The following is a 17,103-nucleotide window of genomic DNA, read 5'->3' on the forward strand; positions in this document are numbered from 1 at the left end:
GGAACGACTTGGCATCGATTACTTGACCGCCTGGATCTTTTCCCAGTCGGCCTTGCGATAGCCGAAGGTCTCGAACGCGACGTTCTTCAGCACGGTGTCGCGGAACTCGTTCTTGTCGACCTCGGTCACGCTCAAGCCCTTCTCCTTGAAGAAGGCGACCAGCTTGGCCTCGTTCTGCTTGATCTCCGCGGTCGCCTTGGCGGCGGCCTCCTGGGCGACGTCGGTGAAGATCTTCTTGTCCTCGTCGGAGAGCTTCTTCCACAGCGCGCCCGCGACCACCGTGTTGAGGTGGTCGACGATATGGCCGGTCAGCACGATGTGCTTCTGCACCTCGTAGAACTTCTTGGCCTCGATCGTGGTCAGCGGGTTCTCCTGCGCCTCGACGGTGCCGTTCTGGAGCGCGAGGTAGACTTCGGCGAAGGCGATCGGCGCGGTGTTGGCGCCGCAGGCGCGCGGCATCGCGAGATAGGCCGGAACGTCGGGCACGCGCATCTTCAGGCCCTTCATGTCGGCGCAGGTCTTGATCGGCTTGTTCGACGAGGTCTGGCGCACGCCGTAATAGGTCACCGCGACGATGTGGTGGCCGCTCTTGTCCTCATAGCCCTTGGCGAGCTCCTTGAAGATGTCGCTCTTGGTGTAGGCGAGCAGATGATCGGCATCGCGGAACGTATAGGGATAATAGGTCACGCCGATCGGCGGGAAGCTCTTGGCCGCGAAGCTCGAGCCGGAGATGATGATGTCGACCGAGCCGAGCGACAGGCCCTGGTTGATGTCGGCTTCCTTGCCGAGCTGCGAGGCCGGATAGACGTCGATCGCATAGCGCCCGTTGGTGCGCTTGCCGATCTCCTGCGCGGCCCAGACCGAAGCGGTGTGGAACGGCTCCGAGGTCTCGTAGACATGGGCCCATTTGAGCTTGGTCTGCGCCATGCTGGCCTCGGTGGCCGCCAACAGCGTGGCGGCGGACATCACTGCTGCAATCGTCATTTTCTTCAACATCGACTTTTCCTCCATCGTTCAAGTCTGCTTCTTGTTCGCCCGCCCCGGCACGGATGCAGGCCGTACAATCTCATCGCCGGCGTGCGCTGCCGCTCTTGGCCTGCTTCTTCGGTGGTCGCTTTGGTGTCGCCGGCTTCGCCGGGGATCGCACGGTGCGGCCCCGCCCCGAAGACGTTCCTGCTGCTTTCTCGGCGCCGAAATTCTGCGCAAAGCGCTCCTGCGACCGCGCCAGATGCGCGCGCATCGCCTCGCGTGCAGCTTGCGGATCATGCGCCGCGATTGCCTCGCGCACGGCGCGATGCTCGTCGAGCGCGGTGCGCCAGGTGCCCGGGCTCTCGAAATAATGCGCGAGCTGCGCGAAATAGGGGTTGAGGCGCTGGTCGAACAGCTCGCCGACCACGCGCACCAGAACGGCATTGCCGAGGCTTCCGGCGATCGCGACGTGAAACGCGCGGTCATGCACCATCGAGGCTTCGCCGGGATGCTCGACATTCTCCATTGCGAGGAGCGAGGCGTCGATGCGGGCGATATCGTCCCTGGTCGCGACGCGCGCGGCCTGTTCGGCGATGGCGCTTTCGAGGAACTCGCGGGCGCGCAGCAGCTCGAACGGGCCCTCGATGACGGACGCGGCTGCGGGCGCGGCGATTGCGGCGGGCTCGATCACATAGATGCCGGAGCCGACGCGGATGCGCAGGCGGCCCTCGACCTCGAGCGCGATCAGGGCTTCGCGCACGGTCGGCCGCGACACCCTGAGCTGCTCGGCGAGCTCGCGCTCGGTCGGCAAGCGGCTGCCGACCGCGTACTCGCCGCTGTCGATCAGGCTTCGCAATTGATCGGCGACCTGGCGGTAAAGCCGTCTCGCCTCCACAGCTTCCAGCGGCACGCTGGTCCTCCCGAAAGGGTCGCGCGGGGCACCTGAAATGTCCACGGCCCGCCAATTTTGGAAAATTGGTCTTACCAATTGACCGAAGCATTGACCCGATACGGGCGCCATGTCAAGCAGCGGCAAAGCAAAGGGGAGACGTCCATGCGCCCAGGTTCAACGCGCCTTGGCTGCGCCAATCTCGACCGGCTGGCAGCTGGCGTTCGCCGTCCGGCCTACGACCGGTCGCGCATCACGCCCGGCATCGTGCATCTCGGCCTCGGCGCGTTTCATCGGGCGCATCAGGCCGTCGTCATCGACGATTGCCTTGCAGCCGGGGCCGCGTCATGGGGCATCGTCGGCGCCAGCCTGCGCAGCCCGGATACGCGCGACGCCCTCGCCCCGCAGGATCATCTTTACACCGTTGCCAAACGCGCCGCCGAAGGCACCGAACATCGCGTCATCGGCGCGCTGCTCGACAGCGTCGTCGCACGCCAAAATCCGGCTGCGCTGGTCGAGCGGATGGCCGATCCCGCCATTCGCATCGTCTCGCTGACGGTCACCGAGAAAGGCTATTGCCACACGCCGCAGACTGGCGATCTCGACGAGCGGCATCCTGACATCGTGCACGATCTCAACAATTTCGACGCGCCGCGCTCGACGCCCGGCTTCATCGTCGCTGCGCTGGCGCGGCGGCGCGCACTGGGCGCCCCGCCCTTCACCGTGCTGTGCTGCGACAACCTCGCCGCCAACGGCCACACCGTGCAGCGCATCGTGACGCAGTTCGCCGCGCTCCGCTCCAGGGAACTCGGCAAGTGGATCGTGGATAATGCCGCTTTCCCCTCAACCATGGTCGACCGCATCGTCCCCGAGACGAATGATGCCGACCGCGATGCGGTGGCGAACGCGCTCGGCATGCGCGACGCCTGGCCCGTGATGACCGAGCCGTTCACGCAATGGGTGGTCGAAGATCGTTTCACCGCGGGCCGGCCCGATCTTGCTGCAGCGGGCGTCGAGATCGTCACCGACGTCAAGCCGTTCGAGCTGATGAAGCTGCGGCTGCTCAACGCCAGCCACTCGGCGCTGGCCTATCTCGGCTATCTCTCGGGCTACGAGACCATCGCCGACACCATGCAGGATCCGCATTTCGCGCGGCTTGCCGCGCAAGTGATGGAGGAGGCCGCGGTGACGCTGACGATGCCTGTCGGCACCGACCTTGCAGCCTATCGCGCCTCGCTGCTCAAGCGCTTTTCCAATCCGGCGCTGCATCACCGCACCTGGCAGATCGCAATGGACGGCTCGCAGAAGCTGCCGCAGCGGCTGCTCGGCGCGATGCAGGATCGCCTCGCGAGGGGCCTGCCGATCGCAACGCATGCGCTCGCGGTGGCTGGCTGGATGCGTTACGTCAGCGGCGTCGACGAGCAGGGCCGCACCATCGACGTGCGCGATCCCCTCGCCGCCGAATTCGCCGCGCTGGCGCGCGAGGCGGGACCTGTTGCCGAGCGGCTCGCGTCTGCACTGCTCGGGGTCGAGAAGGTGTTCGGGCCGCTGGGCACTGATCCGCGCCTGCGCGAGGCCGTGACCGCGGCGCTCGGCCGGCTCTACAAGGATGGCGCGCGGCGTGCCGTAGAGACACACGTCTCCGTGTGACTACAAAGCGGGCAATGCTGCACTGCGTTCAAAGTCGACGGAAGTCGCGCTTGATTTTTGCCTGTCCTTGCCCCACCCGAGAGCGATGGCAAAGGACAGCAAGATCATCGCCGCCAACGCGGCCTTTTACGCCGCATTCTCGACCGGCGACTTCGACGGCATGGAACGGATGTGGGCGGACGACGACGGCATCTCCTGCATCCATCCCGGTTGGCCGGCCATCATCGGGCGCGCCACGGTGATCGGAAGCTGGCGCGACATCCTGCAAAACCCGGAGCGGCCGCAGATCGTCTGCGCCGAGCCGCAGGTCATCGTCGACGGCGACAGCGCCCGCGTGCTCTGCATCGAGATCGTCGACGGCACCGCTCTGGCCGCCGCCAACCATTTTCGCCGCGTCGGCGATGAGTGGCGCCTGGTGCACCACCAGTCGAGCCCTATCGCGCAGATTGTCGAGCAGGCTGAAGACGATAGAACAAGCCACCGGGTCCACTGAACGCGGCGGACACGCCGGCGTGATCTACTGTGCATGGGGTTGTTTTTCAGTTTTTTGTTTGCCCAGTTCCGACAGGTCATCCAGCACGGCCCGCGCCGTGGAAAAATCATCATCCGCAAAGAACATGCTCCGGGTGATCAGAACCGGGATGCCGGCGCGTGACGCTGCGATCAGCCCATTGGCAGAATCCTCTATTGCCACGCAGTCGGCCGCGCCGAGCTGCAGCCGGGCCAGCGTTTCCAGATAGACGTCCGGCGCGGGTTTCTTGTGCCTGACGTCGTCACCGGCGACGATCGCGTCGAACTCTGCAGCCCAATCCGCCCCCAGCGCCTGCGACAGCAGCGCATCGATGTTGCCATGGGAGGTCGTGGTCGCAATCGCAAGCCGCTGGCCGCGCGCCTTCGCCGCAGCGAGCAGCTCGATCACGCCCGGCCTTAGGGAACAGCAACCGGTTTCAACCAGCCCGGCGTAATGCGCGGTCTTGATGCGGTGAAGCGCGGCGATGTCCGCACCCGACAGAGCCGGCGCGATCCCTAGCCTTTCCTGGTAGGCGCGCATGCGCTCCTTGCCGCCGGTCACCCGCAGCAGGTCCTTGTAGACGGCGCGGTCCCACTGCCAGTCGAGACCGTGGCGCGCGAAGGCATGGTTGAAGGCCTGCCGATGCAGCTCCTCGGTCTCGGCCAGGGTGCCGTCGACGTCGAAGATCAGCGCGGCCGCGCGCCGGACCAGCTCATTGGCATCCGGCGGCACCAAGGCGAGCGCTTCTGCCTGCATGATCGATGCCTCCCTGTGACAGGCGAACATCGCCCGAGGCAGGAAACGAGACAAATCGCAATATCTTTTGCCGGACCCAAAAATCTCTTATGAGCAAACGACGCGCGACGGCGCGGACGGGAACTTTCGACCTGCACAGGAGACGCATGCGGCTGTTCATCCTTGGGCTCGGCTATAGTGCCCGGCATTTCGCCCGCAAACATGGCGGCAGCTTCTCGCATATCGCCGGCACTGTGCGCGATCCCGCGCAGCGGAACGACCTCGCCGGCATCGAGGTCCATGCCTTTTCCGGCAAGCCGTCGCGCGAGACGGTCGAGCAGGCTCGCGAAACCGATGTCCTTCTCATATCGATCCCGCCCGGTAGCAGCGGCGACCCCGCCATCGCCGCGTTCGGCGACGTGCTGGCGGCGGGCTGCCGCAAGATCGTCTATCTCTCCACTATCGGCGTCTACGGCGATCACGCCGGCGGCTGGGTCGACGAAAACACCCCGCCGCAGGCGACGCTCGACCGCGCCCGCATGCGGGTTGCCGCCGAGCAGGCCTGGATGGACATTGCGCACGGCGATGCCGCGATCCTGCGGCTTGCGGGCATCTACGGCCCCGGCCGCAACGCGCTGGCGACACTGCGGGCCGGGACAGCCCGCCGCGTCATCAAGCCCGGCCAGGTCTTCAACCGCATCCACGTCGACGACATCGCGAGCGCGATCATGGCCGCGATTCAGAACAAGTGCGGCGGGACGTGGAACGTCTGCGACGACGAGCCGGCGCCGCCGCAGGACGTGATCGCCTATGCGGCGAAACTGATGGGCGTTGCGCCGCCGCCCGAAGAGGATTTCGCGACGGCCGAGATGTCGGCGATGGCTCGCAGCTTCTATGCCAGCAGCGCCCGCGTCTCCAACGCAAGACTGAAGCGCGAGCTCGGCGTCACGCTTGTCCACCCGACCTATCGGCACGGCCTTGATGCGCTGTGGCATGCAGGCGAAGCACGATAAGGCACCGCCGCGTCCGGCACGTCCCAGACATGCCCTGCCCGCGCTTGACTTCGCGCCGGTGCAGTCGTGATCTAGGCGTGCAACGAGCCACTCACACAACGAGCTCGTGCGGGAGGACATAATGAACAAGACGATCGCTATGATCGCGGCGGCGGCTGCCGTCATCACATTCGGCACGGCTATCGCCGCGCCGCTGCCCGAAGCCAAACCCGACGACGTCGGCTTCTCCAGTCAGGGCCTTGCGCGCCTCGACAATTTCTTCGCCCGCGAGATCGCCGCCAAGCGCGTGCCCGGCGCGGTGGTCGCCGTCGCACGGGAGGGCAAGCTCGTGCACTACAAGGCTTACGGCATGCTCGATCCGGACAAGGGCACGCCGATGCCGATCGATGCGATCTTCGCGCTGGCCTCGATGACCAAGCCGATGGCCGCGGTCGCAGGGCTGACGCTGATGGAGCAGGGACGGCTGGCGCTCCAGGCCAAGCTGTCCGATTACTATCCCGGCTTTGCCGACATGAAGGTCGGCGTGACCGAGGCCAACGGTTCGCTCAAGCTGGAGCCGCAGGCCTCGCCGATCTTCATCCACGATCTCTACCGGCACACCTCCGGATTGATGTATGGCGGCCGGCCAGACAGTTCGAGCCCGGTGGCCCGGCAATATCCTGACGGCGTCGCGCCCGCGATCGAAGGCGACACCCAGGCGTTCATCGACCGCATCACCAAACTGCCGCTGGCGCATCAGCCCTCGACCGAGTTCGAATACGGTTTTTCGATCGACGTGCTCGGCGCCGTCGTCGAGAAAGTGAGCGAGCAGAAGCTCGGCGAGTATCTCGCCGCCAATGTCTGGCAGCCGCTCGGCATGAAGGACGCGACCTTCCACCCGACCGACGCGCAGCGCCCTCGCCTCGCCCGCCCGTTTGCCAATGATCCGCTGACGGGCAAGCCGCAGGCGATCAAGCTGCTCGACACCCCGACCAAGTTCGACTGCGGCGGCGCCTGCTCGTTCGCGACGGTCGGCGACTACGCCCGCTTCGGGCAGATGCTGCTCAACGGCGGCGAGCTCGACGGCCAGCGCATCCTCGGTCCGAAGACCGTGCATCACATGACGACCAACCACCTTGGCCCCGAGATCAAGAACAACGTGGCCAATGTCGAGCCGCATCGCGGCGGCTTCGGCTTCGGCCTTTCGGTCGCGGTTCGCACCAGCGAAGGGCTGTCGTCGGTTCCCGGCAATCCCGGGGAGTTCACCTGGAACGGCGCCTACGGAACGCAGTTCTTCTGCGACCCGAAGGAGCGCCTCGTCGTCGTGGTGGGAACGGCTGCGCCCGGCGAGCTCAGGAAGTATTATCGCGAGCAGGTTCAGGACATCGTCTATGGCGCGATGGTGAAGTAAGATCGGCACGCACTGAAAGAAAAAGGGCGGCCGATCGGGCCGCCCTTTTGTTTTGACCCAGCGTCAGCTCAACACGCCGTACTTCTTGAACCAGGCCTGCGCCTGCTTCCAGGCATCTTCCGCGGCGTCCTTGCGGTAGCTGCCGCGGTAGTCGGCATGGAAGCCGTGCGGCGCTTCGGGGTAGATCTTGAATTCGGCCGTCTTCTTGCTCTGCTCGAGCGCGGCCTTCATCTGCTCGACCTGAGCGACGGGAATGCCGGTATCGGCGCCGCCATAGAGGCCGAGCACCGGCGCCTTCATCTCGGGGGCGAGCTGCATCGGGCTCTTCGGCAGCAGCGGATTTTCGGGGTCGACCAAGGTGCCATAGAAGGCGACGCCGGCCTTGAGCGCGCCGCTGTGGGCGGCATATTCCCAGACCGTGCGACCGCCCCGGCAGAAGCCGATGATGCCGAGCTTGGCCGTGTCACCGCCCTGCGATCCCGCCCATGCCACCGTCGCGTCGAGATCGGACATGAGCTCGGCGTCAGGCTTGGCGTTGACGACCGGCAGCAGATCCTTGATGTCGGTGATCTTGGTGAGGTCGACCCCTTTGCGGAAGTAATAGTCGGGCGCGATTGCGAACGCACCGAGCTTGGCGAGGCGCCGCGTCACGTCCTTGATGTATTCGTGCAGGCCGAAGATCTCCATCGCCACGATGATCACCGGAGCCTTGGTATTGCCGGCAGGACGGGCGAAATAGACGGGCATCTCTTGGGAGCCGACCTTGACCTTGGCCTCGCCGGTCTGGAGGCCATGGGTGTCGGTCGTGATCACTTCGGCGCGCACGGGCCCGGCCGCCAGTGTATAGCCGGCCGCCACGGCCGCGGTGGCGCTCATGAATCCGCGGCGCGAGATCGGCGCGACTTTCGTCAACCCGACGACGTCGGATGTCATGGTGGTTTCGAAGCTCATCGGTCTATCCCTTGCTGCTGCCTATGCTGGTGCCCCGGGGGCGACGCATTCGCCGATAGTTGCCGGCGAGATGCAAATCACCAGCCTGCGAGCACGCGCGCTTTCAGGCCAGACCGTGCCGTTTCTGCACCGGCGCAGTCTCGGGCATCGGGCTCATCGCGCCAAAGTTCGACGACTGCGGCACGCAAGAGGCGACCGTGGCTGCCAACGCTGCACGACGTTGAACAACGCTGACTGTTTCGAGTCCCAACGGCACTCTGACATTCGCATCGCTCGCGCGCGGACTTAACCGTCTAGCTGCACTGCATCGCAACATCCATTAACCGAAAAAGACGGTTCTCCCACGGCCGGCCGAACCGCCAGGCGCTGCAGGTGATGCGCATGTGCGCGCATTCGAGACGCACACCCGCAACAAATGGGCACCGCAGTGGCCACGATGACACATCATGTTGCTCGCGCATCGCATATCACCGTTCAATCACGCGCGAGCCGTCGTCATTTGATTGAAATTTTCGGAAGACTTGAGCCGTGCGATTTACTCGAACTTTCTTTGTGACGCCCTAGTTCCACGGCCGGAAGTTCCATCTCTGCAACAGAGAGCTTCTTCCCCACGCGCGGTCCGCCGTCCGGCAACGGACGAAGGATCACGCGAGGACTTCATTCTCGTCCACACAGATTGCGCACCCCAAGGCTCAATTGAATAAAGCTTTATCCGATCTGGAACTGAAATGAATTTGGCTCGCGAATCGATTGAACTGTTGGAGCAGGTCGCACGAATCCTGTGGTTCGAAGGCACCAAGCACGGCTTGCGCGACCGCGAGTGGATGGCGCTGCGCTTCCTTTCCCGCGCCAACCGTTTTTCCCGGACGCCTTCGGCGCTCGCGAGTTACGTCGGCACCACGCGCGGCACCGCCTCGTTCATCATCGGGGAGCTCGAGCGGCTGGGCTATATCGAGCGAAAACGCTCGGCCACCGACAAGCGCTCGGTGATGCTGAGCGTGACGCAGCAGGGCAAGAAGTTCCTGGTGCGCGACCCCGTCAGCGTTCTCATCGAGGCGATTGCCGTTCTCGACGACGAGGTCAAGATCCGCTTCCGCGACACGTTCCGGCACGTGCTGGATCAGTCGGACGCGGCCGAGCAGCGGCACCACACCGACGTCTGCAAACGATGCATCTTCCTCCGGGAGGAGCGCACCACCAACGATAGCAAGGCAGCGGCCGAGTTCAGCTGCCGTCTGTTCCGCTCGCCGATCGCGGAGGCGGAGGTCGAGCTGCTATGCACCAGCTTCGAGCATCACCGCCAGTAGAGGACAGCCCTCGATCAGGGCGTCGCCTTACGTGACGAATAGATGACACCGCCGCTCGCCTCCACCACCAGGCGCCCGTTCTCGCTCCTGATCTCCTCGATGCGACCAAGACCTGGCACCTGCTGTCCCAGCACGGCCTCGAAGACGCCGTTCGGACCCTGCAGGATCGCGATGCCTTCATAGGCCTGGCGGACCGACCAACCCTTGATCACCTTCCGCGGCGCCGGCGCGCGCTCGGACGGGGACACCGAGCCCGTGAACTCGGGCGCTGCGACCGAGGCCAGCATCGATCCTTGCTGTGGCGAGGGCTGCGATTGCACCATGGCCGGCGCCGGAGCCGGCGTCTGAACCTGCGCTTGAGCGAGCTTGTCGAGCTTCACCGTCGAGGACGAGCTCACCCGCTCGATACGGTCCAAATTCTCGGCGAACCTGCCGAAACGGTCATTGGTCGCCTTGCTCGACTGATCCACCGCGGTGCGCAGGCCGTCGAGATTCTCCGACACGCCCGATACCTGCTTGCGCAGATGCGCGACGGTCTCGCGCAGATTCCTGATCTCCGTATTGGCTGCAACGTTGTTCTGGGCGGGCTGCGTGGTGAGATAGGCGATCACGCCGGTGCAGGCGCAGACCACCAAGGTGGCGGCGACCGCCAATGTCGCGAGCGGCGCGACCCACGTCGGACGCGGCGGCGGGGGCTTGGCGACGATCACGGCCGGCTTGATCACGGTCGGCGCAGGCTTGGGGATCGCCATCTTGTCGAGACGCGCCTTGGCGCGAATACGTTTCAGCCCCTCGAGTGCCTCCTTCGCCAGAGCTTCATCGCTTGCCGCGGCCGACGCTCGCTTTGCGCCCGCAGCAGGCCTGGGCGCTCGCGCCGTATCGTCCTTTGTATCGCGTGCTTCGGGAGCCGGCTTCGTCGTTGCGGAAACATCAGCGGTCGCGTTGGGACGAGCTTGTCCATCGGACAACATGTAAAAATGCTCCGTTCGGTTCGATCTGTCGAACGGTGACGTTATTTGCCGAAGCTTGCCTGAAACGTGCGCATCGAAAACTTTTCCATCGCGCGCGATGCGACGTCACATGAGTCAATCGCGTCATGGACGTGGCGAGAGTGCGACTCGAAAGACACACACTCGCCAAGATTTCGCCAAGCTGGAGTCTCGCCGCCACACGTGAGTCGAATTGTCGCACGGGGAAACACGCCCACGAGAGTCAATCCCGGGTTGAAAACCCCTCGATATGCCTGATCCACCACACACCTAAAACAGCTGTGATTGTACGGGGATGCGGAACCTTAGACCCATCACGATGCAAAACTAGTTTATTTTCCAAATCAACTGATGCGTTTGAACATATCAAGAAACAACCCGAAACAAACCAACAGCATCAAGCACTCGTAGCAATCGCTTCGTTACGCACGCTTGATCGGAAATCGGCAATTGTTACGGTCCTACTCAAGTGATTCTCGCCAGTTGGCGAGGAGATCGACACAGATTCAGTGGCGTTCGGACGCGATGAGCAACTTGGCGCAACTGTTCTAGGTCGTTTCTCAATCCGCCCCGCGAGGTGATCCGTAAGACACCCGCCGGGCCTCACGCAGTAAGCGTTCAGTATCGAGTTGAAGTACCAGGCCTGCGAGACGCAGGCACTGAATGCGTAGGGCTGCCCGCGAATATCGAAACCATAACAACGGTTCGCGGGAAGGAATGTCGTCAAACAGCATCGTTGCCGAGCCGGGCATCACAACAACCTACCGGCCGCGACAAGTGCGAAACAGGGGCGAAAGACTAATGTATATTATCGTTGATGATCGCGAGAGCGTCGCGAACAGCTATGTCGGAGGGCTCGTTCGCGAAGGCGTATCGTCGATCGGCTTCTCCTCCGGAGAATTCTGGGACTGGCTACAATCCGCGAGTGAATCGGATCTGGCAGCGGTGGACGCCTTCCTCCTCGGGGATTGCGATGCCCGCGGAAGCCTGCCGCGGGCGATGCGCAAGCGTTCCTCGGCTCCCATCATCGCCATGAGCGGCCAGAAGATGCTCAAGAACACGCTGGAGCTGTTCGAATCGGGTGTCGACGACGTCGTGCACGTGCCAATCCACCTGCGCGAGATCCTCGCCCGAACGGCCGCGATCGCGCGCCGCCGGGTGGGCGAGCTGCCGAGGCCCTGCGAGAGCAGGATCCAGGTCTTCTTCAACGGCCGTGACCCCGAGATCGCGGGCCACGCCCTCACCCTGCCCCGCCGCGAACTGCGCATTCTCGAATATATGGTCAGCAATCACGGCAAGTGGATCACCAAGACGCAGATCTTCAATGCGGTCTACGGCATCTTCGAGTCCACCTTCGACGAGAGCGTGATCGAGAGCCACGTCAGCAAGCTGCGCAAGAAGCTCCGCGACCGCCTCGGCTTCGACGCGATCGTGGCCCGGCGTTACGTCGGCTACCGCCTCGACATCCCCGCCGGCGAGACCCTCGACGTGCCGATGCAGGAGCTCGACGAGGTCGGCATCATCCTGAACAGGGCGCATGCCGTCCCGGCCACCTATCCAGTCAACAACTGACACGGCGCAAGCCTGCGGGCGAAACCAACAACGGCCTCTGCGAAGCACCTTCGCAGAGGCCGTTGCACGTTCGGGGGCGGGAGACGGATGGGATGAGCCCTACGAGTGCCCCGATGGAGCTGCGTTCCCCTCCCCCTGGTGAGCAGGGCAATCGCATATGGGCGCGATTTCGCCTGTGGCCATCCTTCGAGACGCCCGCCGTTGGCGGGCTCAGGATGAGGACCGAGAGCGTTGCGCCAGTTTTGACGAGTATCGATGCCCGCTTAGCCTCATCCTGAGGAGACCGCGAAGCGGTCGTCTCGAAGGACGAGGCGCGCGCTCAGCTCGCGCAAAGCGCCAAATGCGATAGCCCCTGCGTCACACTCTACGGCTTCTGCTGGAATTCTTCCTTGGAGACGTAATTGAAATCCTCGACCAGGACGTCCTGGACGACGTCAGCCTGCATCCGCTCGTTGACGCGCTGCTTGATGGCGGCCGTCAGGATGGAGAGGTCGTAGCGGGCGAGCTTCCTGAAGTCGAGACGGTCGTCGGCATAGATCCTGCGAAAGGCCTCATCGACGACGAACGGCTCCGGCGGAACGTTGAGCTGGTGCATCGTCCGCGCCTCCACGGTGTAGACGAAGCGCGCGACGATATAGCCCTGCACATTGCCGTTCTCGACCATGGGCACGCTCAATGCCCGGGTCTTCTGGTATTGCAGCCCGTCGAGAAATTCGTCCTTCGCCGGCAGCAGGCTGCCGTTCTCCTTCCAATAGGCCACGCCATAGCTCGTGCCCGCGGTGAGGATGCATACCCAGAGCCCGGCCAGCACCAGTCTGATCATTTTCCGTCCTGCGCTGCGCGGCCGGTATAGGTGCCGTCCGACTCGGCCTCCTTGATCGCTTTGACGATGATGCCCGCGACCTCGCGCACCGCGTCGTAGTGCATTTCGAGGATCGAGCGATTCCGCTCGAGCTTCTCGCGCAGCCGCCGAATTACCTCGGTGACCTCGACGTCGCCGCCGAGATGCATCCGCGCCCGCATCAGGCGGACGAATTCGAGCATGCTCCGGCTCTTCCGGGCGCTGAAGTCGTCGAAATCGATCTTCTGGCGCGTCGTGAGCGCGACCGTCTCCTCCTCGACGATGCTCTCGAGCCGGCGGATCGCTGCCAGCAGGCCGCGCACTTCATCCGATCTCGCCGCATCCGCGCCGTCGACCACGGCCTCGCCGCTCATGATCGGCAGCAGCACCGGCAGCAGCGCATCGGCTTCTGCTGCTTCCGTCGCCGTCACCCCGGTGTCCACGACCGGCTGCTCGATCACCATGGCCGCCGCGCTGTCTTGTGCCTGCATAGGAAATTCACCCTTCAACTTCTGTCACCCGTTCGCGGATCATCATCCGGCCTTGCCGGCACCGTTCGGCCCCGCCGGATTGGCGGCGGCCAGCTGCTTGGCGATGCCAATGCCGTTGCCCTTTGCCAGCTGGCTGCCAAGCTGCTCCGCCAGCATCGACTTCCAGACGCCGCCGGCCGTGCCCTTGCCAAAGACCTGCTCGGATTCCTTCGGCAACATCGTCTCGACGAAGGTCTGGAGGATGAACGCTTCGAACTTCCGGTACACCTCGCCGGATGCCGGCGCCTTGATCATCCGCACCGGGGCCCCGTTCACTGCATCCGACTGCGCCTCGGAAACCTTGGTGGCGGGCTGCTCGGCAGCTGCCGCCGCCTTGCCGGCCTCCGCGTCCATCGTGGCGGCGAAGTCGGCATCGGAGGATTTCAGCGCATCGAGTTTCGCGATCGCCGCGCGCTGGGTCGCGGGATCGGCGGCCTCGAGGACGTCGAGAACGAGGTCGGGTGTCGCGGTCACGATCATGGCTTGTTCCGATTGGCTGGCCGTGGCGTCCACGCGCGCACGGCTGGGCTTATTCCCGTCATCTCCTCGAGGGAGCGCTTCTCGGCGTCACGGAGCTTGTCGGCCAGCGCCGCCTTCGCGACCTGCTCGAGCTGCTTCACGCGGCGGCTCTCGGCGCGGACCTGGTCGAGCTGCTGCGCGGCCTGCGTCCGGATCTCGCGCGCACCGACGCTCGTCCTGTTCAAGCGCCGCGCGATCGATTCGCTCGACGATCCCGCGGGCGGCTTGCCATCATTCAGGGCTCCCACCAGCCATTCCTGCTCGTCCTGCAGGCTTCGCTCCTGCTGCCGCAGCTGCGCGAGCTGCCATTCGGACAGCCGGAGCTGGAGCTTCACCAACGAAACCATCCGGCCGAGCTTGTCCGCGCGCGACGTCATCAAAGGCTCACTCCGCCAGCCAGGACGAGAGGCCGAGCATGAATTGCGTCAGCAGCTCGTCGCTCGTGAGGTAGAGCAGCAGGAAGCCGCCGAACAGCACGAAGGGCACGGAGATGAAATAGACCGGAATTGCCGGCGTCAGCTTGTTGATCAGGCTGACCGCCAGGTTGACGATCACCGAATAGACGATGAACGGGCTGGCGATCCGCAGCGTCAGCACGAATGCTTCCGACAGGCGGCCGACGAGCAGGTCGAGTGCCATGCCGCCGCCGAGCCTGTCGCCGGGACGCCAGACGTCGTAGGAGTTCATCAGCCCGCGCAGGACCTGCCAATGCTGGTCCGTCATGAAGAACAGCGTGGTGACTGACACCATGATCAGCGGCACCAGCGCCGGCGCCGGATCGCTGTCGGCGACCGGCGTTCCCGGGATGTTGCTGAGCCCGATCGCACTGGCCGTCACCGTCGCCATGGTCTGGAGCGCCAGAAAGAACACCCGCCCGCCGAGCCCGATGACGCTGCCGACCACGAGCTCGGAGCAGATCAGGAGGGCCAGCGTCAGCGGCGCGGCGTTGTCCGTGAGCGGCTTCAGCACCGCGATCAGGATCGGCGTCAGTGCAAAGGTCGTGACGAGCGCGACGAACAGGCGGACCTGGGCCGGAACGTTGACGCTGGAAAAGCCGGGCACCAGCATCAGGCAGGCGCCGATGCGGCAGAACACGATGAACGTCACCAGCACGCTGTCGGCAAGGCCACTGATCACGACACGGCTCCGAGCGCCCTGATCTCGGCGCTGCGCGCGACTTCGACATGCGACAGGATCGGCAAGGTCGGGAACACCCGCTCCAGGATCATCCGGACATAGGGTCGGGCTTCCGGCGTCACCGCCAGCACGACGCTGGTGCCGTTCTCGGTGAACTTGCGGATCGCGGCGCTGGCCTCGGTCGCGAACTGCTCGATCAGGCGCGGATCGGCGTCGAACTCGACGACGTCGCCCTTGGCGTCGCGCTTCAAGCTCTGGTGGAACGCGAGGTCCCAGCGGTTGCCGAGACGGACGACGTTGAGCACGCCGTTGTCGGAGAGGTCGCCGCAGATCTGCTGGGCAAGCCGGGTCCGCACGTGCTCTGCGACCTGCTCGGAGCGGCGCACGTGAGGCGCGATCTCGGCGATCGCCTCGAGGATGAGGTGAAGATTGCGGATGGAGACGCGCTCGGCCAGCAGAATCTTCAGGATCGCCAGCAGGCCGGAATAGGAGATTTGCGACGGGCAGAGATCCTCGACGAGGCGCTTGTACTCGGGATCGAGCCGGTCGAGCAGCGCGCGCATGTCCTTGTAGGACAGGAGCTGGGCGAGGTTCGCCCGGATCACTTCGCTCAAATGCGTGAGCAGCACCGACAGATTGTCGACCGGCTTGCAGCCCTGCCGCTTGACTTCGTCCGTGAAGGCTTCCGTCACCCACAGCGCCTTCATGCCGAAAGCGGGTTCGACCACCTCTTCGCCGGGCACGTCGGGCTTGCCGTCCTTGTCGACCAGCACCAGCACCTCGCCGAGCCTGAGCTCGCCATGGGCGACGCGGGTGTCGTGGATCCGGATCTGGTACCCCTTGGGGTCGATCGACAGATTGTCGCTGAGCTTGATCTCGGGAATGACGAAGCCGTACTGCTTGGCGAACTTCTTGCGGATCTTGGCCACGCGGTGGGCCAGCTCGGTGCGCGAGCCTAGCAGATGGACCGACAAATGGCCGCCGAGCGCCAGTTCGATCTCGGCGGTCTTGAGCTGGTCCTTGACGGATTCCTTGGCCTCAGCCTGGGCGCGCTCGTCGGCCTTGCGCGCATCCTCCTTCTGCTTCAAGGCCGCCTGCTGCTTCGGCAGCGAGTAGCCGACGAAGGCCATGACGCCGCCGAGCAGCACGAAGGGCGCCAACGGCAGCCCTGGCATCAAGGCGAGCACAAACATCATCAGTGCGGCGGCCGACACAGCACGGGGATAGCCGCCGAGCTGGCGCAGCACGGCCTGCTCGGCCGATCCTCTCGTGCCGCCCTTGGAGACCAGCAGGCCGGCCGACAGCGATACGATGAGGGCCGGCATCTGCGACACCAGACCGTCGCCGACGGAGAGCTTCGTGTAGACGTCGGCGGCGCGCGACAGCGTCAGCCCGTGATGGGTGACGCCGATGATGATGCCGCCGAAAATGTTGATCGCGGTGATGAGCAGGCCGGCGATGGCATCGCCCCGAACGAACTTCGAGGCACCGTCCATGGCGCCGAAGAACGCGCTTTCTTCTTCGAGCTCGCGGCGCCGGCGCTGGGCTTCCTTGTCGTCGATCAGGCCCGCCGACAGATCGGCATCGATCGCCATCTGCTTGCCGGGGATGGCGTCGAGGGTGAAACGGGCGCCGACTTCGGCGATACGCGTCGCACCCTTGGTGATCACGACGAAATTCACGGTGACCAGGATGGCGAAGATGATCAGGCCGATGACGAAGTCGCCGCCCATGACGAACTTGGAGAAGCCGGCGACGACGTGGCCGGCGGCCTGCTCGCCCTCCCCGCCGCGCGACAGGATCAGGCGGGTGGTCGCGACGTTCAGCGCCAGCCGCAAGATGGTCGCGATCAGCAGCACGGTCGGGAAGGCCGAGAAGTCGAGCGGTCGCTGGATCCACAGCGCGACCATCAGGATCAGCGCCGACAGCGCGATCGAGAACGCAAGGCCGAGATCGATCAGGATCGGCGGGATCGGCAGGAACAGGATCGTGAGCATGGCCACGATACCGCCGGCGAAAAAGGCGTCGGCCCCCAATCGTCGTGGGGTCGGCAGGCTAGCAGCTAACGTATCGGCCATGGGTCACCGGCAGAGGGTCCAC

Annotated in this window: 17 protein-coding genes; 6 read left to right on the forward strand and 11 right to left on the reverse strand. The window is 64.7% G+C overall.

The features are described from left to right. Positions 1 to 18: 18 nt before the first annotated feature. Both RAD04_RS07200 and RAD04_RS07205 read right to left on the reverse strand, forming a co-directional pair. On the reverse strand, positions 19 to 984 hold the full coding sequence (locus RAD04_RS07200; protein ID WP_461623654.1) for a sialic acid TRAP transporter substrate-binding protein SiaP: 966 nt from the start codon (positions 982 to 984) through the stop codon (positions 19 to 21). Between the two features lie 82 nt (positions 985 to 1,066). Further along, the gene (locus RAD04_RS07205; RefSeq protein ID WP_461623220.1) at positions 1,067 to 1,879 is read right to left on the reverse strand and encodes a FadR/GntR family transcriptional regulator; all 813 of its coding nucleotides are present in this window, start codon (positions 1,877 to 1,879) and stop codon (positions 1,067 to 1,069) included. Between the two features lie 144 nt (positions 1,880 to 2,023). Here RAD04_RS07205 and RAD04_RS07210 point away from each other — a divergent pair, with 144 nt between their 5' ends. Together RAD04_RS07210 and RAD04_RS07215 are read left to right on the forward strand one after the other, a co-directional pair. Beyond that, the gene (locus RAD04_RS07210; RefSeq protein WP_461623221.1) at positions 2,024 to 3,508 is read left to right on the forward strand and encodes a mannitol dehydrogenase family protein; all 1,485 of its coding nucleotides are present in this window, start codon (positions 2,024 to 2,026) and stop codon (positions 3,506 to 3,508) included. An 85-nt stretch (positions 3,509 to 3,593) separates the two neighbouring features. Beyond that, on the forward strand, positions 3,594 to 4,001 hold the full coding sequence (locus RAD04_RS07215) for a nuclear transport factor 2 family protein (protein ID WP_461623222.1): 408 nt from the start codon (positions 3,594 to 3,596) through the stop codon (positions 3,999 to 4,001). A gap of 24 nt (positions 4,002 to 4,025) precedes the next feature. Here RAD04_RS07215 and RAD04_RS07220 read toward each other — a convergent pair whose 3' ends face one another. Further along, complete coding sequence (locus RAD04_RS07220) at positions 4,026 to 4,775, reverse strand: HAD family hydrolase (RefSeq protein ID WP_461623223.1); 750 nt, start codon at positions 4,773 to 4,775, stop codon at positions 4,026 to 4,028. Between the two features lie 146 nt (positions 4,776 to 4,921). On the opposite strand from RAD04_RS07220, the gene RAD04_RS07225 reads away from it, so the two are divergent. Both RAD04_RS07225 and RAD04_RS07230 read left to right on the forward strand, forming a co-directional pair. Beyond that, a complete protein-coding gene (locus tag RAD04_RS07225) occupies positions 4,922 to 5,767 on the forward strand; it encodes an SDR family oxidoreductase (protein ID WP_461623224.1) in 846 nt (281 codons plus the stop codon). A 121-nt stretch (positions 5,768 to 5,888) separates the two neighbouring features. Further along, positions 5,889 to 7,157, forward strand: a complete 1,269-nt coding sequence (locus tag RAD04_RS07230; RefSeq protein ID WP_461623225.1) for a serine hydrolase domain-containing protein — start codon at positions 5,889 to 5,891, stop codon at positions 7,155 to 7,157. A gap of 63 nt (positions 7,158 to 7,220) precedes the next feature. On the opposite strand, the gene RAD04_RS07235 is transcribed toward RAD04_RS07230, so the two are convergent. Next, complete coding sequence (locus tag RAD04_RS07235) at positions 7,221 to 8,108, reverse strand: dienelactone hydrolase family protein (protein WP_461623226.1); 888 nt, start codon at positions 8,106 to 8,108, stop codon at positions 7,221 to 7,223. A 728-nt stretch (positions 8,109 to 8,836) separates the two neighbouring features. Here RAD04_RS07235 and RAD04_RS07240 point away from each other — a divergent pair. After that, positions 8,837 to 9,415: a MarR family winged helix-turn-helix transcriptional regulator gene (locus tag RAD04_RS07240; protein ID WP_461623227.1), complete on the forward strand. Its 579-nt coding sequence runs from the start codon at positions 8,837 to 8,839 to the stop codon at positions 9,413 to 9,415. Between the two features lie 14 nt (positions 9,416 to 9,429). Here RAD04_RS07240 and RAD04_RS07245 read toward each other — a convergent pair whose 3' ends face one another. Then, a complete protein-coding gene (locus tag RAD04_RS07245) occupies positions 9,430 to 10,386 on the reverse strand; it encodes a hypothetical protein (protein WP_461623228.1) in 957 nt (318 codons plus the stop codon). Positions 10,387 to 11,205: 819 nt separating this feature from the next. Between RAD04_RS07245 and RAD04_RS07250 the strand changes: the two genes are divergently transcribed. Continuing rightward, positions 11,206 to 11,976, forward strand: a complete 771-nt coding sequence (locus tag RAD04_RS07250; protein ID WP_461623229.1) for a response regulator transcription factor — start codon at positions 11,206 to 11,208, stop codon at positions 11,974 to 11,976. Between the two features lie 364 nt (positions 11,977 to 12,340). On the opposite strand, the gene RAD04_RS07255 is transcribed toward RAD04_RS07250, so the two are convergent. Genes RAD04_RS07255 through flhA form a run of 6 tightly spaced genes read right to left on the reverse strand, consistent with a single transcriptional unit; the run spans position 12,341 to position 17,081 of the window. Further along, entirely contained in the window at positions 12,341 to 12,799 is a 459-nt protein-coding gene (locus RAD04_RS07255; RefSeq protein WP_461623230.1) for a hypothetical protein, read from the reverse strand. After that, a complete protein-coding gene (locus RAD04_RS07260) occupies positions 12,796 to 13,308 on the reverse strand; it encodes a flagellar biosynthesis protein FlgN (RefSeq protein ID WP_461623231.1) in 513 nt (170 codons plus the stop codon). Before RAD04_RS07260 ends, RAD04_RS07255 begins: the two co-directional genes overlap by 4 nt. 42 nt (positions 13,309 to 13,350) lie before the next feature. Next, complete coding sequence (locus RAD04_RS07265) at positions 13,351 to 13,827, reverse strand: rod-binding protein (protein WP_461623232.1); 477 nt, start codon at positions 13,825 to 13,827, stop codon at positions 13,351 to 13,353. After that, positions 13,824 to 14,243, reverse strand: coding sequence for a hypothetical protein (locus RAD04_RS07270; protein WP_028145725.1), 420 nt, complete (start codon positions 14,241 to 14,243; stop codon positions 13,824 to 13,826). Before RAD04_RS07270 ends, RAD04_RS07265 begins: the two co-directional genes overlap by 4 nt. 7 nt (positions 14,244 to 14,250) lie before the next feature. Continuing rightward, positions 14,251 to 15,003 carry a flagellar biosynthesis protein FliR gene (gene fliR / locus RAD04_RS07275; protein ID WP_461623233.1) on the reverse strand — a complete coding sequence of 251 codons (753 nt, stop codon included), beginning with the start codon at positions 15,001 to 15,003 and terminating at the stop codon, positions 14,251 to 14,253. Beyond that, positions 15,000 to 17,081: a flagellar biosynthesis protein FlhA gene (gene flhA, locus RAD04_RS07280; RefSeq protein ID WP_091960878.1), complete on the reverse strand. Its 2,082-nt coding sequence runs from the start codon at positions 17,079 to 17,081 to the stop codon at positions 15,000 to 15,002. Before flhA ends, fliR begins: the two co-directional genes overlap by 4 nt. Between the last annotated feature and the right edge of the window lie 22 nt (positions 17,082 to 17,103).

Source organism: Bradyrhizobium sp. 25ACV (genome assembly GCF_054863005.1).